Source organism: Metallococcus carri (assembly GCF_011440275.1).
GTDB classification, from domain to species: domain Bacteria; phylum Actinomycetota; class Actinomycetes; order Actinomycetales; family Dermatophilaceae; genus Metallococcus; species Metallococcus carri.
Genome location: NZ_JAAOIV010000012.1, coordinates 1 through 21,630 on the forward strand (window position 1 = coordinate 1; position 21,630 = coordinate 21,630).

The 21,630-nt window shown below is 68.9% G+C and carries 20 protein-coding genes; 12 read left to right on the plus strand and 8 right to left on the minus strand.

The annotated features are described in order from the left end of the window. Window positions 1-167 precede the first annotated feature (167 nt). On the minus strand, window positions 168-458 hold the full coding sequence (locus G9U51_RS14695) for a GIY-YIG nuclease family protein (RefSeq protein ID WP_166197863.1): 291 nt from the start codon (window positions 456-458) through the stop codon (window positions 168-170). A gap of 259 nt (window positions 459-717) precedes the next feature. Beyond that, window positions 718-1,611: a hypothetical protein gene (locus G9U51_RS14700; protein ID WP_166197865.1), complete on the minus strand. Its 894-nt coding sequence runs from the start codon at window positions 1,609-1,611 to the stop codon at window positions 718-720. An 83-nt stretch (window positions 1,612-1,694) separates the two neighbouring features. Here G9U51_RS14700 and G9U51_RS14705 point away from each other — a divergent pair, with 83 nt between their 5' ends. From G9U51_RS14705 to G9U51_RS14720, 4 genes are all read left to right on the plus strand, one after another. Continuing rightward, window positions 1,695-3,374, plus strand: a complete 1,680-nt coding sequence (locus tag G9U51_RS14705) for an FAD-binding dehydrogenase (RefSeq protein WP_166197867.1) — start codon at window positions 1,695-1,697, stop codon at window positions 3,372-3,374. Beyond that, window positions 3,374-4,549 carry an AI-2E family transporter gene (locus G9U51_RS14710; protein ID WP_166197869.1) on the plus strand — a complete coding sequence of 392 codons (1,176 nt, stop codon included), beginning with the start codon at window positions 3,374-3,376 and terminating at the stop codon, window positions 4,547-4,549. Before G9U51_RS14705 ends, G9U51_RS14710 begins: the two co-directional genes overlap by 1 nt. Continuing rightward, a complete protein-coding gene (locus G9U51_RS14715) occupies window positions 4,549-5,049 on the plus strand; it encodes an NUDIX hydrolase (protein ID WP_166197874.1) in 501 nt (166 codons plus the stop codon). The genes G9U51_RS14710 and G9U51_RS14715 overlap by 1 nt, the downstream gene beginning before the upstream one ends. 112 nt (window positions 5,050-5,161) lie before the next feature. Continuing rightward, on the plus strand, window positions 5,162-6,598 hold the full coding sequence (locus G9U51_RS14720) for a hypothetical protein (protein ID WP_207948361.1): 1,437 nt from the start codon (window positions 5,162-5,164) through the stop codon (window positions 6,596-6,598). A 23-nt stretch (window positions 6,599-6,621) separates the two neighbouring features. Here G9U51_RS14720 and G9U51_RS14725 read toward each other — a convergent pair whose 3' ends face one another. After that, the gene (locus tag G9U51_RS14725) at window positions 6,622-7,164 is read right to left on the minus strand and encodes an NUDIX hydrolase (RefSeq protein ID WP_207948362.1); all 543 of its coding nucleotides are present in this window, start codon (window positions 7,162-7,164) and stop codon (window positions 6,622-6,624) included. A gap of 167 nt (window positions 7,165-7,331) precedes the next feature. Between G9U51_RS14725 and G9U51_RS14730 the strand changes: the two genes are divergently transcribed. Continuing rightward, a complete protein-coding gene (locus G9U51_RS14730; RefSeq protein WP_166197878.1) occupies window positions 7,332-8,360 on the plus strand; it encodes a DUF4037 domain-containing protein in 1,029 nt (342 codons plus the stop codon). A gap of 183 nt (window positions 8,361-8,543) precedes the next feature. On the opposite strand, the gene speB is transcribed toward G9U51_RS14730, so the two are convergent. Further along, a complete protein-coding gene (gene speB / locus G9U51_RS14735; RefSeq protein WP_166197882.1) occupies window positions 8,544-9,599 on the minus strand; it encodes an agmatinase in 1,056 nt (351 codons plus the stop codon). Window positions 9,600-9,812: 213 nt separating this feature from the next. Here speB and G9U51_RS14740 point away from each other — a divergent pair, with 213 nt between their 5' ends. Beyond that, complete coding sequence (locus G9U51_RS14740; RefSeq protein ID WP_166197885.1) at window positions 9,813-10,772, plus strand: hypothetical protein; 960 nt, start codon at window positions 9,813-9,815, stop codon at window positions 10,770-10,772. A 1-nt stretch (window position 10,773) separates the two neighbouring features. On the opposite strand, the gene G9U51_RS14745 is transcribed toward G9U51_RS14740, so the two are convergent. Continuing rightward, on the minus strand, window positions 10,774-11,322 hold the full coding sequence (locus G9U51_RS14745; protein WP_166197888.1) for a bacterial proteasome activator family protein: 549 nt from the start codon (window positions 11,320-11,322) through the stop codon (window positions 10,774-10,776). Window positions 11,323-11,385: 63 nt separating this feature from the next. Here G9U51_RS14745 and mobA point away from each other — a divergent pair, with 63 nt between their 5' ends. Both mobA and G9U51_RS14755 read left to right on the plus strand, forming a co-directional pair. Next, window positions 11,386-12,006 (plus strand): molybdenum cofactor guanylyltransferase, encoded by a 621-nt coding sequence (gene mobA / locus G9U51_RS14750; protein WP_166197892.1) that lies wholly within the window; start codon window positions 11,386-11,388, stop codon window positions 12,004-12,006. 9 nt (window positions 12,007-12,015) lie between these two features. Next, window positions 12,016-12,993, plus strand: a complete 978-nt coding sequence (locus tag G9U51_RS14755) for an NAD(P)H-quinone oxidoreductase (RefSeq protein ID WP_166197895.1) — start codon at window positions 12,016-12,018, stop codon at window positions 12,991-12,993. Window positions 12,994-13,223: 230 nt separating this feature from the next. Here the strand turns inward: G9U51_RS14755 and G9U51_RS14760 are convergent, their stop codons facing one another. Further along, window positions 13,224-14,048, minus strand: coding sequence for an SDR family NAD(P)-dependent oxidoreductase (locus G9U51_RS14760; protein WP_166197899.1), 825 nt, complete (start codon window positions 14,046-14,048; stop codon window positions 13,224-13,226). 48 nt (window positions 14,049-14,096) lie between these two features. Here G9U51_RS14760 and G9U51_RS14765 point away from each other — a divergent pair, with 48 nt between their 5' ends. Next, complete coding sequence (locus G9U51_RS14765; protein ID WP_207948364.1) at window positions 14,097-14,651, plus strand: MarR family winged helix-turn-helix transcriptional regulator; 555 nt, start codon at window positions 14,097-14,099, stop codon at window positions 14,649-14,651. Window positions 14,652-14,858: 207 nt separating this feature from the next. Here G9U51_RS14765 and G9U51_RS14770 read toward each other — a convergent pair whose 3' ends face one another. Together G9U51_RS14770 and G9U51_RS14775 are read right to left on the minus strand one after the other, a co-directional pair. Continuing rightward, window positions 14,859-16,085, minus strand: a complete 1,227-nt coding sequence (locus G9U51_RS14770; RefSeq protein ID WP_328823497.1) for a multidrug effflux MFS transporter — start codon at window positions 16,083-16,085, stop codon at window positions 14,859-14,861. A 17-nt stretch (window positions 16,086-16,102) separates the two neighbouring features. Beyond that, window positions 16,103-16,855 (minus strand): IclR family transcriptional regulator, encoded by a 753-nt coding sequence (locus G9U51_RS14775; RefSeq protein ID WP_166197902.1) that lies wholly within the window; start codon window positions 16,853-16,855, stop codon window positions 16,103-16,105. A gap of 79 nt (window positions 16,856-16,934) precedes the next feature. On the opposite strand from G9U51_RS14775, the gene hutH reads away from it, so the two are divergent. The 3 genes from hutH to G9U51_RS14790 are packed head-to-tail and all read left to right on the plus strand — an operon-like array spanning window position 16,935 to window position 21,568. Beyond that, entirely contained in the window at window positions 16,935-18,470 is a 1,536-nt protein-coding gene (hutH, locus tag G9U51_RS14780) for a histidine ammonia-lyase (RefSeq protein ID WP_166197905.1), read from the plus strand. Between the two features lie 55 nt (window positions 18,471-18,525). Next, complete coding sequence (hutU, locus tag G9U51_RS14785) at window positions 18,526-20,181, plus strand: urocanate hydratase (RefSeq protein WP_166197907.1); 1,656 nt, start codon at window positions 18,526-18,528, stop codon at window positions 20,179-20,181. Further along, window positions 20,174-21,568, plus strand: a complete 1,395-nt coding sequence (locus G9U51_RS14790) for a purine-cytosine permease family protein (protein ID WP_166197909.1) — start codon at window positions 20,174-20,176, stop codon at window positions 21,566-21,568. Before hutU ends, G9U51_RS14790 begins: the two co-directional genes overlap by 8 nt. Window positions 21,569-21,630 lie beyond the last annotated feature (62 nt).

Genomic DNA, 21,630 nt, shown 5'->3' on the forward strand with positions numbered 1-21,630 from the left:
GGCAAAGACACCGACCACACGGGCCGGGTCAGCTGGTTGATGAGACAGACCACGCGAGAGCCAACACCTACCCTGCCAGCCAGCCCCAGGCCAGCCACCCACACACTTACAGCTGGTTGAGCAAGCGGAGGAGCGCAGCGACGACGCGCGTCGAAACCACCCGCGACTCAGGATCGGTCGCGTCTGTGGTTCCGGGACAACGCCGGCAATCGCTCATAGTCGCCGGCGATCAACGCCTCGCGCTTCGCCCTGCTCCACCCTTGGATGCGCTTCTCCATGCAGTACGCATCGCCCACGTTGTCGTATTCGATGCACCACACGAGTTCCACGGGAAGCCGAGTAGAGGTGTATCGCGAGCCGAGCCCGCTGCTGTGCTGATCGAGGCGCTGCTCGAGGTTGCGCGTGCTACCGACGTAGTAGCTTCCGTCACCGCAGCGCAGCATGTAGGTCCAAGGCATCGATCAAGCATCGCGTGGGGTGGGATCGCGTGCTGACGGCCGCGGCTCGCGTTGTGGATAACGCGTTCGTCCGCGTGGTTTCGACGCGCTCCTCCGCTGCGCTCCTCCGCTTGCCCTTCGACACGCGCTCCTCCGTCGCGCTGCTCAGGACGGCGCTCAACCAACGATTGAAGGGCGCTCAACCAGCGGGCATCGAGAGGGTGGTTTCGACGCGGCGCTCGCAAGCTCGCGCCTTGCTCAACCAACGATGAGGGGACGCTTAGTCGGAAGGGGAGGTTGCGGTGTCGTATGCCGATTGCGCGCGTTCCAGCCGATCCTGTGCTAACGCTCGGGTCGCCTCGGCGTCCTTGAGGGTGGCGCGTGCCCGCGCGACGGCAGCCTCGGCCCGGTCGAGGTCGGCCTGAGCCCGTTGCACCGCCTGGGCAGCGAGTTGCTCGACGCGCTGGCGTTCCCTCTCCTGCGCAACCCTCGCCGGACTCGGCTTCTTCGCTGCACGCCCGGCCGACGTCGCGGAAGGCTGGGCCGATGCCGATTTTGCTGACGTCGATCGTGGCGATCGCTTCTTCTTGTCGGATCCGGAGCCAGAGGTCTTCTCGGAGGCTGAGCCCGACGTCTTGCCTGAACTTGAGCTCGACGTCGACGGTGGACGTTCCGGCAAGGTAGCGGCAACCGCTCCGTCGAGGTCGACCTCACCAAAACCGCTGTAGGACAACGGGTTCACCAGTTGCCCGCTCGTCACGGCCTGCTGCGCTGCCGGGTCGGCGATGGCCGCGGTGAAGGTCTGCACCAACTGCTCACGAACGTTGCCGGTGACACTGCCGAGGTCCGCAGCCTCACGCAGGAGCTGGTCGATGACTCGCTGGCGCTGAGCGGCGAACTGCTTCATCGCCGGGGCGTCGAGGGAGTGCTGGGCCGAGCGCAAACCCTCCCCGACCTCGGTGAGGTTGGCCAGCCCGGGTGGGTCGGTCCGGCGGGCGAGCATGTTCACCAGATGCGCCGCAGTGCTCGGCCGCCGCAATGCCAAGACCTCCTTGGCCAGCTCCCGGTCCCCGTCGGACCGTGCCTGCGCAGCCAACTCCTTGCGGGTCGCGACGAACTCCTCGGGAGCACCGGCATACAACCGGTCGACCGCATCGGCGAGGGTGAGCGACATACGGCCATCCTGTCCGACCGAAAGGGCGCTCGCACAGCGCCCGTCACCGTAGGTTGGTGCGCAATGCCGACGAAGGAGTGCGCGTGGACGCCGATGTGATCGTGGTCGGAGCCGGGCTGGCCGGGCTGGTGGCGACCTCCGAGCTGGTCGCCAAGGGCTACCGGGTGGCCGTCGTGGACCAGGAGAACGCCGCCAATCTTGGCGGTCAGGCCTGGTGGAGCTTCGGTGGAATGTTCCTGGTCAACAGCCCCGAGCAGCGCCGGATGGGCATCAAGGACTCGATCGAACTCGCCTGGCAGGACTGGCAGGGCAGCGCGCAATGGGACCGACTCGACGGCGAGGGCGACCAGGACCACTGGGCCAAGCGCTGGGGTCGGGCGTATGTCGAGTGGGCGGCCGGCGAAAAGCGAAACTACCTGCGCGACAAGGGAATTCGCTTCACACCGCTGGTGGGCTGGGCGGAGCGCGGTGACGGACGAGCCACTGGACACGGCAACTCGGTGCCGCGCTTCCATGTGTCGTGGGGGACCGGCACCGGCGTCATCGGACCCTTTGTCGACATCGCGCTCGAGGCAGCCCAACGCAGGCTGGTCCGCTTCTACCACCGCCACCGCGTTGACGAACTCGTCGTGACCAACGGTGCGGTCACCGGAGTGCGCGGCTCGGTCCTTGCGCCGGACGAGTCCGAACGAGGCGTGGCGAGCAGCCGTGAGGTCGTCGGTGACTTCGAGCTGTCCGCGCAGGCTGTCGTCGTCGCTGCCGGAGGCATCGGCGGCAACCACGAGATCGTTCGCGAGTTCTGGCCCGAGCGTCTCGGCCGGCCGCCGCGGCAGATGATCACCGGGGTCCCGGCGTATGTCGACGGCCGCATGCTGGGCATCACCGAGCAGGCCGGCGCCCGGCTGGTCAACCGCGATCGCATGTGGCATTACGTCGAAGGCATCCGCAACTGGGATCCCGTCTGGCCCGACCACGCGATCCGCATCCTGTCCGCGCCCTCGCCCATGTGGCTCGATGCGCTCGGCCGACCCCTGCCGGCGCCCTACCTGCCGTCATACGACACCCTCGGCACCTTGCGCTACCTGCGCACGAAGCCCGAGCTCGCGGCATACGACCACTCCTGGTTCGTGCTCACGACCACGATGGCCGCCAAGGAGTTCGCGCTGTCGGGCTCGGAGCAGAACCCGGACATCACCGACCGGGACATGAAGCTCACCCTCAAACAGCGGATCAGCAAGGGGCCGACCGCCCCGGTGCAGGCGTTCATCGACCACGGCGCCGACTTCGTCACCGCGGCCACGATCGGTGAACTTGTCGCCAAGATGAACGACCTGACCGAGGCACCGCTGCTCGACGCCGGCGAGGTCGAGCGGGTGATCCGTGCACGGGACCGGGAGATCGACAACCCCTTCACCAAGGACGCGTCGGTGCAAGCGATCCACAACGCGCGGCGCTACCGCGGTGACCGGCTCGCTCGCGTGACCGCACCGCACCGGATCCTCGACCCCGATCACGGCCCGCTGATCGGCGTCATGTTGCACACGCTCACCCGCAAGACACTCGGCGGTGTGCAGACCGACCTCGCCTCCCGCGCGCTCGACGGATCGGGTGCTCCGATCCCCGGGCTGTATGCCGCCGGCGAGACCGCCGGGTTCGGTGGCGGCGGCGTGCACGGCTACAACGCGCTCGAAGGGACCTTCCTCGGCGGGTGCATCTTCTCCGGACGTGCTGCCGGACGCTCGCTCGCGGCAGACTTGGGGTGATGAAAGCCCGATCCGCCGCCGCCCGCCTGAGCGGACTGCGACCTCGACCGACTCCGCCACCGGACGATCCGGCGCCTTCGGAGGACCTGCCCGCATGGGGCGACCGGCCCGAAGGCGACCACGCGCTCGATCACGTGAGCTTCGGGGTGCAGGTCGCCGCCTGGTGGTCGCTGTGCCTGATGCTCGTCGTCGGTGGGCTGTGGACGATCGTGGTGCTGCTCAGCCGGATCGGCCTGGTCACCGTGACGATCACCATCGCGGTGATGATCTGCGCTCTGCTGCAACCGATGGTGGCGCTGCTGCAACGGGTCGGGCTGCCGCGGCCGCCGGCGGTGCTGATCGTCTTCATCGGCGGCATCGGGGTGATCGGTTACCTGAGCTGGTTCGTTATCTCTCAGATCGCCTATGCCAAGGATTCGCTCACCGGTCAGCTGCAGGGCGCGGCCGACGAGATCCGCAACTGGCTGATCAACGGTCCGCTGCGGATGACGCCCAAGCAGGCCGACCGCTTCAGCGTCGATCTGGTGCAGACCCTCAGCGAGCACCAGCACCAGATCATCACCGGCGCCTTCCAGGCGGCGACCTCGGCGATCGGCATCCTGTCCGGGGTGATCCTGTGCGTCTTCGCGACGCTGTTCCTGATGCTGGACAACGGGTCGATCTGGCGCTGGTTCGTGCGTTTTCTGCCGCGCCCGACCCACGCGCACGCGATGGAGGCAGGTCAGGTCGCCTGGCGCACGCTCACGGCATACACGCGCTCGCTCGTGCTGCTCGCGGCGATCAACGCCCTGGCCATGGTGCCCGCGATGATGATTGCGGGGTTGCCGCTGGTGGTGCCGCTCGCCGTGCTGCTCTTCCTCGGGTCGTTGGTGCCGCTCGTCGGGGTGCTGATCGCCGGGGCGGTGGTGTGCCTGGTCGCGTTCATCACCCAGGGGCTGACGACCGCGATCGTGCTGGCGATCGTGCTCGTGGTGGTGGTGCAGCTCTTCGGCAACCTGCTCAACCCGATCATCCTGGGCAAGGCCGTCGATATCCACCCGCTGGCGATCCTGGTGTGTGTGACCGCGGGGACGATCCTGGCGGGAGCCTTCGGCGCGTTCGTCGCGGTGCCGTTGGCGGCCGTGGTCAACAACGCCATCCGGGCCGTGCGCAGTCACCAGCAGGCGAGGACCTGATGTCGGCATCACAGCCCGGGCCGGTGCGGCGGGCCGCGATGCGCGCCTACCGTCGGTTGCCCGCGCGGCCGAGTCAGCAGATCGTGCGGCTGGTCGCGCCGACCTACACCTTGGGCGCGATCGCGCTGATCGAGCACGGCCCGACGCTGCTGGCGCTGCGGCAGACGCATCGCAAGGGGTGGTCGCTGCCGGGCGGTCTGGTCGACGCGGGGGAACAGCCGGTCGAGGCCGTGGCCCGGGAGGTGCTCGAGGAGACCGGGCTGCGCATCGATCCCGGCGGCATCTGGACAACGGCCTTCGACACCCGGCTGCGGCATTGCGACATCGTCTTCCGGGTGGTGTGCGACAACCGGCCGGTGGTGCGGCTGGCGAGCGAGGCCACGTCATACGACTGGCTGCCGATCTCGCACTTCGACGACATCGACGGTGCGACCAGCCGGATCCTGCGGGCGGTGCAGGCCACCCAGTGCCCGCCGCCGGTGGGGCGGGTGCTCGGCTGACCCCTGGCCCGCTCCCGCGCTCACCTCGAACGCCGAAGGCTTTGACCAATCCTGACCGGAGCCTTGCCCGATGTTCACCCGCCGCTTCGCTGGCGCGCCTACGTTGCTCGGCATGCCATCGACCAAACTCCTCGCGGGCCTCACCTCGCTCGCACTCACCGCCGGCGTCACCGTCATCGTCGCCGTCCCGGCGCCGCACGCTCAGGCCGCCACGCAAAAGCGTGTGCTCTTCGACAACACCAAGGCCGAGACCGCCGGCAACGCCGACTGGATCATCTCGACCTCGCAGCCGGATCCGTTGCAGCAGAACGCGAATCCCACCTCCGAGACCAGCTGGACCGGTGCCATCTCCGCGTGGGGCGTCGCCCTGCAGAAGACCGGCAACTACGCGCTCAACACCTTGCCGAGCAGCGGGCGGATCACGTATGGCGACGCGTCCAACGCCCAGGACCTTTCGAAGTATGACGAGTTCGTGCTGCCCGAGCCCAACATCGCGTTCACCGCGACCGAGAAGACCGCGATCATGACGTTCGTCAAGAACGGCGGTGGCTTGTTCATGGTCAGCGATCACGACCAGTCCGACCGCAACAACGACGGCATCGACTCGGTCGGTGTGCTCAACGACCTGATGACCAACAACTCGGTCGACTCCACCAACCCCTTCGGCTTCTCGATCGACGTGCTCAACATCAGCAACGAAAACCCGAACGTCATCGGCGCCAAGGCCGCTGGCGACCCGATCATCGCCGGGCCGTTCGGAGCGGTGAAGAGCACGATCATCCGCAATGGCACCACCGCGACGCTCAGCCCATCGAGCAACGCAGCCGTGCGTGGCGAGCTCTTCCGTGCCGGCTATTCGGCGAGCGGCACGACCGGCGCGGCCTTCGTGACCAGCACCTTCGGCAGCGGGCGGGTGGCCTTCTGGGGCGACAGCTCACCGATCGACGACGGCACCGGCCAGTCGGGCAACACCCTCTACGACGGCTGGAACGACCCGGCGGGCACCGACGCGGCGCTCGCGCTCAACGCCACCGACTGGCTGGCGGGGACCGGTTCGACCTCGACGTCGACCTCGTCTTCGTCTTCGACCTCGTCCTCGTCGAGCGCACCGTCGGGCGCCGAGCGGATCGTCAACGGCAGCTTCGAAAACAACGCGTCCTACTGGAGTCTCGGCAGCGGCGCCGCAATCAGCACCACCCACGCCTCCGCGGGCACGAAGTCACTCACCCTCGGCGGCACGGTCTCGACCACCCAGTCGGCGACCCAGCAGGTGACGATCCCCGCCGGGGTGACCTCGGCCCCGCTGACCTTCAAGACCTATGTGACGAGCAATGCCTCGACCACGACCGTCTATGACCGGCTCAACGTGCAGGTCAACGGCACCACGCTCACCAGCCTGTCGAACACCTCGCCGCGCGGCGCGTTCTTCAGCACCACGGTCGACCTGTCCGCCTACGCCGGGCAGACGGTGACGCTGAAGTTCCAGGGCGTCAACGATGCGAGCAACCCGACCCAGTTCTGGGTGGACGAGGTCTCGCTCAAGGCCTGAATCACCTTCTGCCGCAAGACTTTTCACAGGCCGAGCCGGCCGACCGCCTCCCGCATCCACGGGTCGAAGCGGTCGGCCGGCTCGGCCTCGAGTTGCGCGCGGGACCACCACCGCACGCCGTCGAACTCGCGGGGGTCGGGCGTCACCGGGTCGTTCTCCCCGAGCGCGATCGAGAACCACAAGCTCACGTCGGTATGCCGGGTGCTCGCGTCGCCGACCGTCTCGGTCATCGTCAGGAAGAACGGCCGGTCACCGTCGAGCCGGGCCTCGACGCCTAGCTCCTCCACGGTCTCTCGACGCACGGTGTCGACCGGGTGTTCGCCAGGCTCGACGTGGCCGCCAGGAGGCAGCCGCAGACCAGAGAGCCGATGGTCGGCGAGCAGCACCCGCCCCGTCATACGGTCGACGGGGACCACATAGGCGACCAGGTGCGGGTCGGGCGTGCGGGGCTTCTCGCGCCGCCAGATGTCGTCGGTGCTCGCCAACCAGTCCAGCGCCGCCGAGTGGTGATGTATGTCGGCGGGAAGGCCGCGGACGAGGTCGGCGATCTGGCGGTGGATGCTCACCTGCCGCATCCTGCCGCGGCCCACCGACACAGGGCAGCCCGCCCGCGCAAAACGCCCAACTGGGCGATCGGTGTGGCGGTTGGGCTGGGGTGCCAGCGCAAAACGCCCAACTGGGCGATCGGCGCTGCATCGTTATCCGCGCGACGGCGGCACCGAATGCTGACACGATGCTGCAGGTGCAGACCGGTGCTGAGCTGTCACAGGCGTACTACGACCAGGTGGTCCGCCCACTGCTGGATGATCGCTGGCCGGGTCTGCCGCACGCTGCCGCCCGGCTCGGCTCGGGGTCGGATGTTCTCGGTACCGACGATGAGATGTCGCAGGATCACGATTTTGGTCTTCGGCTGAATCTCCTTGTTCCACAGGCACTTACCGCTGAGATCGACGCCGAGATGCAAGCACGGTTGCCGGAGACGTTCGCCGGGCGTCCCGTACGCTTCCCCGTCACCTGGGATCAGCGCGAGTGGCACCACGCGGACGTCGACACGGTTGCGGCGTTCACTCGGTCGCGACTCGGCATCGACGCCACGCGCGAGCTGGCACTCGCCGACTGGCTCTCGCTCACCGGTCAGGCTGTCCTCGAGATCATTGCTGGTCCGGTCTTCGCCGACAGCGACGGCGAGCTGACGCAGATGCGGCGTCGCCTCGCGTGGTACCCCGACGACATCTGGCGGTATGCCGTCGCGACCGACTGGGCGCGTCTCGCTCAAGAGTTGCCCTTCGTCGGGCGGACGGGCCAGCGCGGCGACGACCTCGGATCACGAGTGATCGCAACGCGATTGGCGCACATTGCGATGCATCTGGCGCACCTGCTGGAGCGGCGGTGGCCGCCCTATGCCAAGTGGCTCGGCACCATCCTCGCGACCTTGCCGCACGGCAGCGCTGTTATCGAATCACTGACGAATGCCCTGCGCTCGCCGGAGTGGCGAGACCGGGAAGCTGGCCTGGTCGAGGCCCTCCGCGTCCTGCACCAGAGGCAGGCTGAGGTCGGGCTCCCCACGGTCGATGACCCGATAGAACCCTTCTGGGACAGGCCCTTTCAGTCGATCCGGTCAGAAGTGGTCGAGGTGCTGCACCGATCGATCACCGATCCTCAGGTCCGCGCGCTGCCCCGGGGTGTCGGCACCGCCGAGCAGCGCAGCGACAACGTGGACGTGCTCGTGCACGCGGACCGGCGGCGGGCGGCATACGGCTGAGGGCGGCGCCCAGGAGGTGAGCAGCACCCGACCCGCGCAAAACGCCCAACTGGGCGATCGGTGGGGCGCCCGGGCCGGCATACCCACACAAAACGCCCAACTGGGCGATCGGTGCGGCACCTGGTCCGGCATACCCACACAAAACGCCCAAGTGGGCGATCAGCGCACCCCGAGGCCGGACGATCAGTGCTGGTGACCGCGCATCTCGCCCTCCGGCACGGGCGCAACCCGGTCGGACAGCAGCGGCTGGGCGGGATCCCAACGGGTGCCATGGGCCTCGTCGTAGCGACGGCGAGCGATCGCGCTGAGCGCTTCGAGGACGACCCGATTGGCAAGTGCCGCAGTGATATCCGCGTGGTCGTAGGGCGGCGCGACCTCGACGATGTCGAAACCGACGACCGGCTGCTCGAGGCAGATCCGGCGCACCGAGTCGAGCAGCTGACGCGCCGACAACCCGCCCGGCTCGGGGGTGCCGGTGCCCGGCGCGTGTCCTGGGTCGCACACGTCGATGTCGACCGACAAGAAGATGCCGTCGGTGTCGTCATTGGCGATGTCGAAGGCTTCGGTGAGGCAGGTCTCGAGCCCGCGGTGACCGACCTCGGTCATCTCGTAGGAGCGCATCTGCTGCCCGGCCATCCAGTCGAGGGTCTCCGGCCCGGGCCAGTAGCCGCGCAGGCCGATCTGCAGGAAGCGGTCACCGCGCACCGCGCCGGACTCGATCAGCCGGCGCATCGGCTGGCCATGGCCCCACAGCGAGCCGAACTCGACGTCTCCGGTGTCGGCGTGAGCATCGAAGTGGATCAACGAGATTCGGCCCTGACCGAGCACGTCGGCGACGCCGGATGCATCGGAATAGGTGACCGAGTGGTCGCCACCCAGCACGAGCGGCAGCGCCCCCGACTCGGTGATCGCAGCGACGGCGGCGCGGATCTGGCCGAGCGACTTCTCGATGTCGCCGGAGTACAGCTCCAAGTCACCGACGTCGACGACCTTCAGATCGCGCAGACCGTCGGTGCGCAAGGCGAGCGAGGGCCGCGAACCGTCGTGCGGCAGGTAGTCGGTCGCCCGGATCGCCTGCGGACCGAAGCGCGCGCCCGACCGATAGCTCGTGCCGCCGTCGAAGGGCGCACCGAGGATCACCACATCGGCGCCCGCGTAGCTCTCCGGGTCCTCCAAGTCCGCCTTCGGCACCCCGAGGAAGGTGAAGTCGGGCCCATACAGGTTGCCGATCCGGCTCATCAATGCTCCTTGTTGGTATGGCGTCCGCTCGCCTCAGTCCATCATGCAGCCTCGGCGAGGGGCCGCCTGGTCGGCCGGTCCAGGTGCCCGGTCGACCGCGAGAACGTGACAGTAATCAGATCGTGACGCTGCACGAGGGCTTTGCGCTTGGGCGGGCGACAGCCCCGTTTTAGGGTGAAACGCGTGGGACATGGGGGACATTTTGTGGGCACAATGATCTCGCGCCGGACGGCGATCAGCGCGGCTGGAGTTCTCGGACTCGCTGCCTGTTCGTCGCAACCCGGGGACGGTCGGGGGACTTCCACCGGCCCGGCGCGCAGCGGGAGGAGCTCGTCCAGCGGAACGAGCTCCTCCCGCACCTCATCCGTCCCACAAGCCACGCTGCCCGGCGGCGGCCGGACGATCTTTCCCGAGCACCGGCTGGTCGGCTACTGCGGGCTGCCGGGCGCGCCGGCCCTCGGCCAACTCGGCGTCGGCAACCTGTCCGACGAGGTCGCCGGGATGCTCAGCAAAATCAAGGCGTATGCCGAGCCGGCTCGCCCGGTCCTGCCCGTCATGGAGCTCATCGCCTGCGTGGTGCAGCCCAAGCCCGGGGTCGACGGCATGTGGCGCGCCCGGGTGGCGGACTCGATCGTCGAGGAATGGAACGCCAAGGCCAAGGAGGTCGGCGCGCTGTTGCTGCTGAACATCCAACCCGGCCGGTCCACCTTCCTGGAGGAGGCCAAGAAGTTCGAGAAATGGCTGCTCGAACCGCATGTCGGCCTGGCGCTGGACCCGGAGTGGGCCATTGGCCCGGGGCAGGTGCCGGGTCGGGAGTTCGGCACCACGACAGGCGCCGCCGTGGACGAGGTCGCGGCATACCTGTCAGGATTGGTGACGGCGAACGACCTGCCGCAGAAAGCCCTCGTGGTGCACGTGCTGCGCCGGTCGATCCTCACTGGCGAGCAAGACCTGCGCGAGCGCACCGGCGTCGCGCTGGTGAAGAGCGTCGACGGCATCGGCCAGATGAAGGACAAGATCAAGGCCTACGACATCGTGATGGCGGGGACGCCGTCGTTCGTCCGGCCGGGCTTCAAGTTGTTCTATGACGAAGACCAGCGGGTGGCGCCGCTGATGACGCCGGCGCAGGTGCTCGCGCTGACGCCGCCGCCGGACTACGTGCTCTACGAGTGACCTAGAGGTACTGACCGGTCGGGCCCTGCGGCGGTTCCTCACCGGTCGGTGCCTGTCCGCTCGGCAGCCCGCGGCGCATCGCCTGCAGTTGCGATTGCGCTGCCATCTGCTGGGCGACGATCGCGGTCTGGATGCCGTGGAACAGCCCCTCCAGCCAGCCGACGAGTTGAGCCTGGGCGATCCGCAATTCGGCGTCCGACGGCGCTTCCTCACCGAAGGGCAACACGATCCGGTCGAGCTCCTCGGCGAGCTCGGGCGCCAGCCCGTCCTTGAGCTCGGCGATCGAGCGAGCGTGGATATCGGCGAGGCGCTTGCGGCCGCCCTCGTCGAGCCCGGCCTCGCGCACCTCCTCCAGGAGCTGCTTGATCATCGAGCCGATCCGCATCACCTTGGCGGGCTGCTCGACGAGCTCGGTGGGGCGCTCGAGCTTCTTGCCCGAGCCCTCGTCGTCGCCGTTGGGCACCGCGCCCATGCCGTCCTGGGTGATGACGACGAAGCGGCCGTCGTCGGGCTCGTCTTGCGGCTGCTGCGGTCCGTCAGTGCTCGGCATACGCTCCATTCTGCCCGGTGGATAGGCGTACCGCAGGGCCGGAGCCTCAAGCACACTGGGCGAATGGTGACGGCGATCGTGCTCTGCGGCGGCCGGGCCAGGCGGTTCGGCGCCGACAAGCTCGCGGCACGGCTGCCCGGCGGCCGCACCGTGCTGGATGCAACGCTCGCCGGCGTGCCGGCGTCGTGGCCGGTCGTCTGCGTCGGGGCGGAGCGTCCGGTGCAGCGTGCGGTGCGGTGGGTGGAGGAAGCCGAGCCGTTCGGTGGCCCGCTCGCCGGGCTCGCGGCCGGACTCGCGGTCGTCGAGGACCCGGTCTGCGTCGTGCTCGGGGGAGATATGCCGTATGCCGGCCGCGCCCTCCCCGTCCTCGTCGCCCCCTTGTCGCTGGTTGAGGACCACCCACCTGTCGCTGGTCGAGCGCGTCCTTCGCTGGTTGAGCGAGCGCAGCGAGTCGAAACCACCCCCAACTCGCCCAATGCCGCCATCGCGGTGACCGACCGCCGGCAACCGCTGCTCGCCGCCTACCGCACCGACGCCCTCCGCCGCGCGCTGCCGAGCGAAGTCTCCGGAGCGCCGATGCGCCGCCTCTGGGACGCGCTGGACCTGGTCGAAGTCACCGTGGACGAGCGGGCGGCATACGACATCGACACCGTCGGTGACCTGCGCGCGTTCCCGGCTGATTAGCGTGGAGGCATGCGTGCGATCACGATCCCGGAGTTCGGTGACGAATCGGTGCTGACCCTCGCCGAGGTGCCCGATCCGCCTGTGGCAGAAGGAGAAGTCCTCGTTGATGTCGCCGCGGCGGGTGTCAATCGGGCCGATCTGATGCAACGGCAGGGCTTCTATCCGCCACCGAAGGGCGCCTCGGAGCTGCCCGGACTGGAGGTCAGCGGCCGCATCGCCGAAGTCGGCGACGGCGTGACCGGCTGGTCGATCGGCGACGAGGTGTGTGCCGTCCTCGCCGGCGGTGGGTATGCCGAGCGGGTCGCCGTGCCGGCCGGGCAGCTGCTGCCGATCCCGAGCGGAGTGTCGCTCGTCGAGGCGGCCGGTCTGCCGGAGGTGGCCTGCACCGTGTGGTCCAACATCGTGATGACGGCCCGTTTCACCGGTGGCGACACGGTGCTGCTGCACGGGGGTTCGAGCGGCATCGGCACGATGGCGATTCAGGTGGTCAAGGCGCTCGGTGGTCGGGTGGCGGTGACGGCGGGTTCGGCCGAAAAGCTGGAGCGGTGCCGCCAGCTCGGCGCGGACATCCTGATCAACTACCGCGAGCAGGATTTCGTCGAGGAGATCAAGGCCGCAACGGACGGTCGCGGAGCCGACATCATCCTGGATGTCATCGGGGCAAAGTACTTGTCCCGCAACGTTTCTGCGCTTGCGTCCGATGGCCGGCTGGTCATCATCGGGCTGCAGGGTGGCCGGGAGGGCGAGCTCAACATCGGTGAGCTGCTCGCCAAGCGCGGCTCGGTGATCGCGACATCACTGCGTGGCCGCGACCTGGCTGACAAGGCACGCATCGTGTCGCAGGTGCGCGAGCGGCTGTGGCCGCTGATCGCCTCCGGTGCGGTGCGGCCGGTCATCGACCAGACCCTGCCGCTCGCCGACGCCGCCGAGGCGCACCGCATCCTCAACGCCTCCCAGCACATCGGCAAGGTGCTCCTCACGGTCTGACGCCTCGCCCAGGGGTGGCTCGGGTCCGGCGGGGGGGGGGGTGCTCCACTCGCATGCGTTGTGGTGACTCGCATGCTCCAGCGTCACTGGCATGCCGTGATCACGGCCTGCAGGTGCGGCGGTCGCATGCAAGTGGTGTGGCCGCATGCAAGTGGTGCGGTCGCATGCGTGCCAGACGTGCGCTCCCGTGCCAGACGCGATCGCTGGTGATGACCGCGGCTTCGGACCGGTCAGAAGCGGGTGTCGGCGCCTCTCGGTGCCCACGCCTCCAGATCGGCGAGCTGGCCGGTGAGCTTGGTGCGGATGCGGTCGATCGCCTCTGGCCCCAACGGGATTCGCAGCGGTGTGTTGGGGTCGGCGACGGCTTCGAGGATCAAAGCCGCAGCGCGCTCGGGGTCGTTGGGCTGCACGCCGTTCTGGTCACGGAAGCGCGCCCGCAACGCCCCAGCCGGCGTCGTCGCGTAGTCCTCGATCGGGTCGGCGAAACTCATCGACCGTCCGGCGAACTCGGTGCGGAATGGTCCCGGCTCCACGATCAGCACCCTGATGCCGAGCGGGCCGACCTCGCCGGCGAGGGCTTCCGACATACCTTCGAGCGCGAACTTCGAGGTCGCGTAGATGGCGTGACCGGGGTTGGCGATCACGCCACCGACCGACGACAGCTGCACGATCGTGCCGGACCGCTGGGCGCGCATCGTCGGCAGCACGGCCCGCGTCACCCGCATCACGCCGCGCAGGTTGACCGCGAGGACGTCGTCGATCTGCTTCTCGGAGAGTTCTTCGAGCGCGCCGACCAGTCCGTGCCCGGCGTTGTTGACGAGCACGTCGATGCGCCCGAACCGCTCGATGGCGGCTGCGACGGCCGCCTCGATGCTCTCCGGGTCGGTGACGTCGAGATGCAGGGCGAGGATGTTGTCGTCGCTGAGTTGGATGGTTTCGGGCCGCCGTGCGGTCGCGACGACGCGTGCTCCCGAGGCGAGCGCAGCGCGAGCGATCGCGTCGCCGAAGCCGGTATTGGATCCAGTGATGAACCAGACGGGTGTGGAGTCGCTCATGGTTCAGGTATATCTTGAGACTCAAGAGATAACAAGAGAGGACCCCGTATGACGTCGTCGCGCGACTCGCTGTCGGCCGAGTTGGACGAATGGCTGGCCGCCATTCCGGGGGAGGTCGATGCCCGAGTCGAGGCGGTGCGTCAGCGCATCGGCCGCATCGCCCGGCAGTTCGATCGGGTGCTCGCGGTGGTCGCGGCCGAGCACGATCTGAGCATCGGCGACTGGGAGGCCCTGTCCGCGCTCGCGCGCGCCGGCGCGGCGGATGGGCTGACCCCCGGCCAGATCGGCGAGCGACTTGCGCTGACCTCGGGCACGGTCAGCGTGCGGCTGGAGCGATTGCGCTCGGCCGGACTGGTGGAGGACGTGCCGGGTGCCGACGGACGCCAGCGACCGGTGCGGCTCACCCCGACCGGGATGCAGCGGTGGGGCGCAGCGACGCTGGCCCGCACCCAGGTGGAGAGCCGGCTCTTCGGTGACGCGCTGACCCCCGATCAACTGGGACGCCTGGACGGATTGCTCGCGCGGCTGCTGGCCGGCCTCGAGGACGAGTTCGGCCCGGCGCCGCGCCACGACATGACCCGCGGCCGTAGATCTGCTCCCTGAACCGCCGACTGGGCGCGGCGCCTACCTACCCGGCAGCCACACTCGCATGCACCGTGGCCACTTGCATGCTGCCGCGTCACTCGCATGCGGTGACCACGGTCTGCATGCGCCGCAGCCGCATGCAAGTGGCGTGGCGGTTGAGCAGCGGAAGAGAGCCTCGGTGGTTGAGCAGCGGAGGAGCGAAGCGGGGGAGCGTGTCGAAACCACTCACCCAGGCTGCACAGCTGCCACGATCCGACGCGAACGGCGCACCGCGGTCACATGCCAGGCCCACAACGCCGAGCCGACAACGACATACGCGAGGGCTGCCCAGGCCATCGTCGCGAGCGAGCGGGTGAAGAAGGGCGCCAACAAACCGGCGCCGATTGCGTTGAGGATCAGCGTGATGAAGGCCGCGCCCGACGCCGCAGCCCCGCGGTGCCGGGGGAACATGTCGAGCACAGCGAGTTGCATGGACGGATAGACCGAGCCGATGCCGAGGCCGAGCAGGGAGGGACCGATCACGGCATACGGCAGGGTGGCCGTCGCCGGCACGGACGCGAGGATCACGTTGACGACGGCCGCAACGAAGGCGACGCCGAGGCCGCCGGTGACCAGGCGCAGCATCGAGATCCGGCCGGCGGCGCGGCCGCTGATGAAGGACCCGCAGACCATCCCGGCGATCATCGGTACGAAAAGCATCCAGAAGTCCGTCGCGCCACGATGCAAGAGGTCGACCACGACGATCGCCGCAGCACCGATGTAGAGGAAGTAACCACCGAACGCGACACTACCGGCGAAGGCCACCCGGTGGAAGGCTCCCGACTTCGACACCTCGGCCAGTCCACCAAGAATTTCCTTGACCTGCAACGGAGTTCGGCGCTCAACGGGGTGCGACTCGGGCAGCACCAGCACCACCAGAGCGATGAGCAGCGCGGCGATCGCGACAAGCATCCAGAAGATCGCCCGCCACGACCCGAAGGTCACCAGCCAGCCGCCGACGACCGGAGCGATGGCCGGGGCGAGCCCGAAGATCATCACGATCCGCGACATCAGCCGTTGCGCCTCGGCACCGTCATAGAGATCGCGCACCACCGCACGGCTGACGATGACGCCGCCGCCCGCGGCCAGCCCTTGCAGCACCCGGCAGACGAGCAGCAGCGCGAAGGAGGGCGCGAGCGCGGCGCCGGCCGACGCGACGGCATACACCACGAGGCCGCCGATCATCACCGTGCGGCGGCCGAGCGCGTCCGACAGCGGACCGTGGAAAATGCTCATCACCGCGAACGCGATCATGTAGGTCGACACCAGCTGCTGGGTCGCCTCCTGTCCCACGCCGAACTCGTGCTGGATCAAGGCAAAGGCCGGGAACGGCGTGTCGATCGAGAACGGCCCAAGCATTGCCAGGCCGGCGAGGATCAGCGGTATGACGGATGAGTCGGGCGCGCGCTTCACCGCACCACCGTAGGTGGTCACCCCCGGTGCCCGAGCCGCCGTCCGATCTCGGCCGCGGTGGCGGCAACCTCGCCGACGAGCGCCGTCCGTTCGGAGGCTGAGACGGTGTCGGTGGGGAAGGTGCAGGCGACGGCCGCGGCGGGCTGACCGGTGTGGTCGAAGGCGGCGACCGCGACCGAGGCGAGTCCAGGCGTGACCGAGCCGTCCTCGGTCGCGTGGCCGCGCTGCCGCACGCGTGCCAGCTCCGACCGCAGCGCGGTCAGCGACGACGGGCCAACCCCATGTCGCACAACGAAATCCGCGCGGGAGGGATATAGCGCCCGCACCTGTGCCACGGGCAATTGCGCGAGCATCGCCAGCCCGCTCGCGGTCAGCGTCGCGGGGAGCCGCACGCCGACGTCGGTGACGAGCAGCGGTCGGCCCGGCGCGCGCTCCTCGATGACATAGAGCACGTCGCGTCCGTGCAGCACCGCGAGGTGCGCGCTGTGCCCCGTCCGGTCGACCAGCCGGGTGAGCGGTGGCCGGGCGATCCGTTGCAATGGCGCCTGCCGCGTGTAGGCCGAACCGAGCTCGTATGCCGCGACCCCCAGCCCCCAGCGCCGGTCATCGGCGTCGTGGGTGACGAAGCCGGCGTCGCGCAGCACTGCCAACAGCCGATAGGTGGACGAGCGCGGCAGGCCGAGGTCACGGGCGATCACTGCTCCCGGCTGCGGCGACCCGCGGCGGGCTAGCAGCTGCAGCAGATTCACCGTATGCCGCGCGCTCGTCATACCGGCACTGTCTCAAATATGAGACAAAACCAGCACCCCGGGGCTGGGCGGGCGACCGCTGGAGCGCTCTGATGGAGGGATGAGCACGCAGAGCGCTGTCATCGTCGGCGTGGGCCCGGTGTCGATCGAGGACGTCGTCGCCGTGGCCCGGCACGGTGCGCCGATCGAGTTGTCGGCCGAGTCCCGCGCAGAGGTCGCGCGGTCGCGCCGCATCATCGAGGAGCTGGCGAACGACCCGGTGCCGCACTACGGCATCTCCACCGGCTTCGGCGCCCTCGCCACCAAGCACATCCCGACCGACAAGCGCCGCCGGCTGCAGCACGGCCTGGTCGCCTCGCATGCCGCCGGCTCGGGTGACGCCGTCGAGCGTGAGGTCGTGCGCGCGCTGATGCTGTTGCGCATCTCCACGCTCGCCACCGGCCGCACCGGCATCCGTCCCGAGACCCTCGACGCCTATGTCGCGATGCTCAACGCGGGCATCACGCCCTGCGTGCGCGAATACGGATCCCTCGGCTGCTCAGGCGATCTCGCACCCCTCGCGCACTGCGCGCTCGCCCTGATGGGCGAGGGCGAGGTGTATGACGGCGACGGCGCCCAGGTGCCCGCCGCCCAGGCTCTGGCCGCCGCTGGGATCACGCCCGTCGTGCTGGAGGAGAAGGAGGGCCTGGCGCTCATCAACGGCACCGACGGCATGCTCGGGATGCTGTGCCTGGCGATCCATGACCTGCGCATGCTGCTCGCCACCGCGGACGTGACCGCGGCGATGAGCGTCGACGGGCTGCTCGGCACCGACGATGTCTTCGCCGCTGACCTGCACCGGCTGCGCCCTCACCCCGGCCAGGCGACCAGCGCCGCCAACCTGCGAAAGCTGTTGGCCGACAGCGGTATTCGCGAGAGCCACCGTGATCCGTCGGCGTGCACCCGGGTGCAGGACGCCTACTCGCTGCGTTGCTCGCCCCAGGTCCACGGCGCCGCCCGCGACACACTCGCGCACGCCACGGCTGTCGCCGAGCGCGAGCTCGCCGCTGCGATCGACAACCCGGTGGTCACCCTCGACGGGCGGGTCGAGTCCAATGGCAACTTCCATGGCGCACCGGTCGCCTACGTGCTCGACTTCCTGGCCATCGCCATCGCCGATGTCGCCTCGATCAGCGAGCGGCGCACCGACCGCTTCCTCGATGTCGCGCGCAGCAACGGCCTGCCGCCCTTCCTCGCCGACGACCCGGGCGTCGACTCCGGCCACATGATCGCGCAGTACACCGCAGCCGGAATCGTCAGTGAGCTCAAGCGACTCGCGGCTCCGGCGAGCGTCGACTCGATCCCGTCGAGCGCGATGCAGGAGGACCACGTGTCGATGGGCTGGGCCGCCGGCCGCAAGCTGCGCCGCGCCGTCGACGGGCTGCAGCGCGTGCTCGCGATCGAGTTGCTGACCGCCGCCCGTGGCATCCGGTTGCGCGCCCCGCTCCAGCCGTCCGCGCCCATCGCCTCGGTCCTCCAATCCCTCGACGCCGGGCGCCCCGGCCCGGACCGTTATCTCGCGCCCGAGATCGAGCGCGCCTACGACCTCATCACCGACGGCGGCGTGCTTGCCGCCACCGGCATCCCCCTCGACTAGTTCCACGAGCCCGCGTGAGGCGGGCGAATCGGCATACGGCACAAGGAGATTCGACATGGACGGCGCTCGACCGGTCCGCGCACCGCGCGGCACCCAGCTCACCGCCCGCAGCTGGACCACGGAGGCCCCACTGCGGATGCTGATGAACAACCTCGACCCCGAAGTCGCCGAGCGACCCGACGATCTGGTCGTGTATGGCGGCACCGGGCGCGCCGCGCGCGACTGGCGGTCGTTCGACGCGATGGTGCGCACGCTCACCACCCTCGCTCCGGACGAGACGATGCTCGTGCAGTCCGGCCGGCCGGTCGGGGTGATGCAGACCCACGAGTGGGCGCCACGGGTGCTGCTCGCCAACTCCAACCTGGTGCCGGACTGGGCCACCTGGCCGGAGTTCCGCCGACTCGAGCAACTCGGCCTCACGATGTACGGCCAGATGACCGCCGGCTCCTGGATCTACATCGGCACCCAGGGCATCCTGCAGGGCACCTACGAGTGCTTCGCCGCGATCGCCGAGCGCAAGTTCGGCGGCACGCTGGCCGGCACCCTCACCCTGACCGGAGGCTGCGGCGGCATGGGCGGCGCCCAGCCGCTCGCGGTCACCCTCAACGACGGCGTCTGCCTCATCGTCGACGTCGACGGCCAGCGGCTGCGTCGCCGGGTCGACCACGGTTATCTCGACGTCGTCGCGGACGATCTCGACAAGGGCGTCGAGCTCGCGCTGCAGGCCAAGCGGGACAAGAAGCCGCTGTCGATCGGCGTCGTCGGCAATGCCGCCGAGGTCTTCCCGGAGTTGCTGCGCCGGGAGGTGCCGATCGACATCGTCACCGACCAGACCAGCGCCCACGATCCGCTCAGCTATCTGCCGATCGGCATCGACGTGGACGAGTGGTTCGAGTACGCCGAGAAGAAGCCGGAGGAGTTCACCGACCGCGCGCAGGCCTCGATGGCTCAGCATGTCGAGGCGATGGTCGGCTTCCAGGACAAGGGCGTCGAGGTCTTCGACTACGGCAACTCGATCCGCGACGAGGCCCGCAAGGGCGGCTTCGATCGGGCCTTCGACTTCGAGGGTTTCGTCCCGAAGTACATCCGGCCGCTCTTCTGCGAGGGCAAGGGCCCGTTCCGCTGGGTCGCGCTCTCCGGTGACGAGAAGGACATCTATCGCACCGACCAGGCCGTGCTCGACCTCTTCCCCGACAACGAGCGGCTGCATCGCTGGATCAAGGGTGCCCGGGAGAAGGTGCACTTCGAGGGCCTGCCCGCGCGCATCTGCTGGCTCGGTTACGGCGAGCGGGACAAGGCCGGCCTCGCCTTCAACGACCTGGTCGCCCGCGGCGAGGTCAGCGCCCCGATCGTCATCGGCCGCGACCACCTCGACTGCGGCTCGGTCGCCTCGCCCTACCGCGAGACCGAGGCGATGGCCGACGGCTCGGACGCCATCGCCGACTGGCCGCTGCTCAACGCCCTGGTCAACACCTCCTCGGGCGCGTCCTGGGTGTCGATCCACCACGGCGGCGGGGTCGGCATCGGCCGGTCCATTCACGCCGGCCAGGTGAGCCTCGCCGACGGCACCGAACTTGCCGCGCAGAAGCTCGCCCGCGTGCTCACCAATGACCCGGGCATGGGTGTCATCCGCCACGTCGACGCCGGTTACGACCGGGCCGACGAGGTCGCCCGTGACCGCGACGTCCAGATTCCGATGCGCCATGTCTAAGGCACAGGTGGAGCGGCGGAGCATCGACTTCATCCCGCCGAGCGAACGACACGGCCGCCCGAGCAGCCAGTTCACCCTGTGGTTCGGGGCCAACCTGCAGATCACCGCGGTCGTCGATGGCGCACTCGCCGTCATCTTCGGCGCGGACGCGTTGTGGGCCATCATCGGGCTGCTGATCGGCAACCTTGCCGGCGGCGCCGTGATGGCGCTGCACTCGGCACAAGGCCCGAAACTCGGTCTGCCACAGATGATTTCGAGCCGCGCTCAGTTCGGTGTCGTCGGTGCGGCACTGCTGCTGGTCATGGTCGTGCTGATGTACCTCGGGTTCGCGGCCACCGGCACCGTGCTGTCCGGGCAGGCGATCAACCGCATCCTGCAGGTCGATGCGACCTGGGTCGGCATCGTCATCTTCGGTCTTCTCACGTATGCCGTCGCTGTCTTCGGCTACCGCTGGATCCATCGCCTCGGCCGGGTCGCCTCCATCGTCGGCGCCCTGGGCTTCGGCTGGGTCACCCTGAAGATCTTCACCGACCACGACGGGGTCGGCCTGCTGTCGCACCCCAGCTTCGAGATCGTGCCCTTCCTGCTCGCGATCTCGCTGGGTGCCGGCTGGCAGTTGACCTTCGGTCCGTATGTCGCGGACTACTCGCGTTACCTGCCGGCCGACACCTCGGCCGAGCGCACCTTCCACGCCACCTTGTGGGGCTCGGTGCTGGGGTCGATGTGGTCGATGGCGATCGGCGCCCTGCTGGCCTCGATCCCGAAATCGACCTTCCTCGACAACCAGGTCGGCTTCGTCGGCGATCTCGCCGGTGGCGGTCTGCTGGCATTCGTCATCTATGTCGTCATCGTGACCGGCAAGCTGACGGTCAACACCCTCAATGCCTACGGCGGCGCGATGACCATGCTCACCACGGCCACCGGTTTCAAGGGACAGGCCGTCGTGCGGCCGGCGTTGCGGGCCGCCTTCGTCTTCGGCTTCCTCACCGCCTCGGTGGTGATCGCCCTGGCCGCGTCCGCCGACTTCCTGCAGAACTTCAAGAACTTCGTCCTGTTGTTGCTGATGGTGTTCACCCCGTGGAGCGCGATCAACCTGGTCGACTTCTACCTCGTCTCGCGCGAGCGGGTCGACATTCCGGCGTTGTATGACGTCTCCGGCCGGTACGGCGCGATCAACTCGGCCGGTGTGATCAGCTACCTGATCGGGATTGCGGCGCAGGTGCCCTTCCTCGCCCAGTCGATGTACACCGGACCGGTGACCAAGGCGCTCGGCGGGGCGGACGTGAGCTGGATCGTCGGGCTGGTGGCCACCGCGCTCATCTACTATCCCTGGGCCAAGGCCACCTCCCGGCCGCCGGAGCGCACGATCTATCCGCAGGAAGGCTGAGCCGATGGTGTCCTCACCCCTGCTGGGACACCTCAGGCAGCACGAGGCGGCCGACCTCGCCG

What these genes read in the sequence shown, in the direction of transcription:
- G9U51_RS14695 (WP_166197863.1), bottom strand. Translation starts at nt 458, where the DNA reads ATGCCTTGGACCTACATGCTGCGCTGCGGTGACGGAAGCTACTACGTC.
- G9U51_RS14700 (WP_166197865.1), bottom strand. Translation starts at nt 1,611, where the DNA reads ATGTCGCTCACCCTCGCCGATGCGGTCGACCGGTTGTATGCCGGTGCT.
- G9U51_RS14710 (WP_166197869.1), top strand. Translation starts at nt 3,374, where the DNA reads ATGAAAGCCCGATCCGCCGCCGCCCGCCTGAGCGGACTGCGACCTCGA.
- G9U51_RS14715 (WP_166197874.1), top strand. Translation starts at nt 4,549, where the DNA reads ATGTCGGCATCACAGCCCGGGCCGGTGCGGCGGGCCGCGATGCGCGCC.
- G9U51_RS14720 (WP_207948361.1), top strand. Translation starts at nt 5,162, where the DNA reads ATGCCATCGACCAAACTCCTCGCGGGCCTCACCTCGCTCGCACTCACC.
- G9U51_RS14730 (WP_166197878.1), top strand. Translation starts at nt 7,332, where the DNA reads ATGCTGCAGGTGCAGACCGGTGCTGAGCTGTCACAGGCGTACTACGAC.
- speB (WP_166197882.1), bottom strand. Translation starts at nt 9,599, where the DNA reads ATGAGCCGGATCGGCAACCTGTATGGGCCCGACTTCACCTTCCTCGGG.
- G9U51_RS14740 (WP_166197885.1), top strand. Translation starts at nt 9,813, where the DNA reads ATGATCTCGCGCCGGACGGCGATCAGCGCGGCTGGAGTTCTCGGACTC.
- G9U51_RS14745 (WP_166197888.1), bottom strand. Translation starts at nt 11,322, where the DNA reads ATGCCGAGCACTGACGGACCGCAGCAGCCGCAAGACGAGCCCGACGAC.
- mobA (WP_166197892.1), top strand. Translation starts at nt 11,386, where the DNA reads ATGGTGACGGCGATCGTGCTCTGCGGCGGCCGGGCCAGGCGGTTCGGC.
- G9U51_RS14755 (WP_166197895.1), top strand. Translation starts at nt 12,016, where the DNA reads ATGCGTGCGATCACGATCCCGGAGTTCGGTGACGAATCGGTGCTGACC.
- G9U51_RS14760 (WP_166197899.1), bottom strand. Translation starts at nt 14,048, where the DNA reads ATGAGCGACTCCACACCCGTCTGGTTCATCACTGGATCCAATACCGGC.
- G9U51_RS14765 (WP_207948364.1), top strand. Translation starts at nt 14,097, where the DNA reads ATGACGTCGTCGCGCGACTCGCTGTCGGCCGAGTTGGACGAATGGCTG.
- G9U51_RS14775 (WP_166197902.1), bottom strand. Translation starts at nt 16,855, where the DNA reads ATGACGAGCGCGCGGCATACGGTGAATCTGCTGCAGCTGCTAGCCCGC.
- hutH (WP_166197905.1), top strand. Translation starts at nt 16,935, where the DNA reads ATGAGCACGCAGAGCGCTGTCATCGTCGGCGTGGGCCCGGTGTCGATC.
- hutU (WP_166197907.1), top strand. Translation starts at nt 18,526, where the DNA reads ATGGACGGCGCTCGACCGGTCCGCGCACCGCGCGGCACCCAGCTCACC.
- G9U51_RS14790 (WP_166197909.1), top strand. Translation starts at nt 20,174, where the DNA reads ATGTCTAAGGCACAGGTGGAGCGGCGGAGCATCGACTTCATCCCGCCG.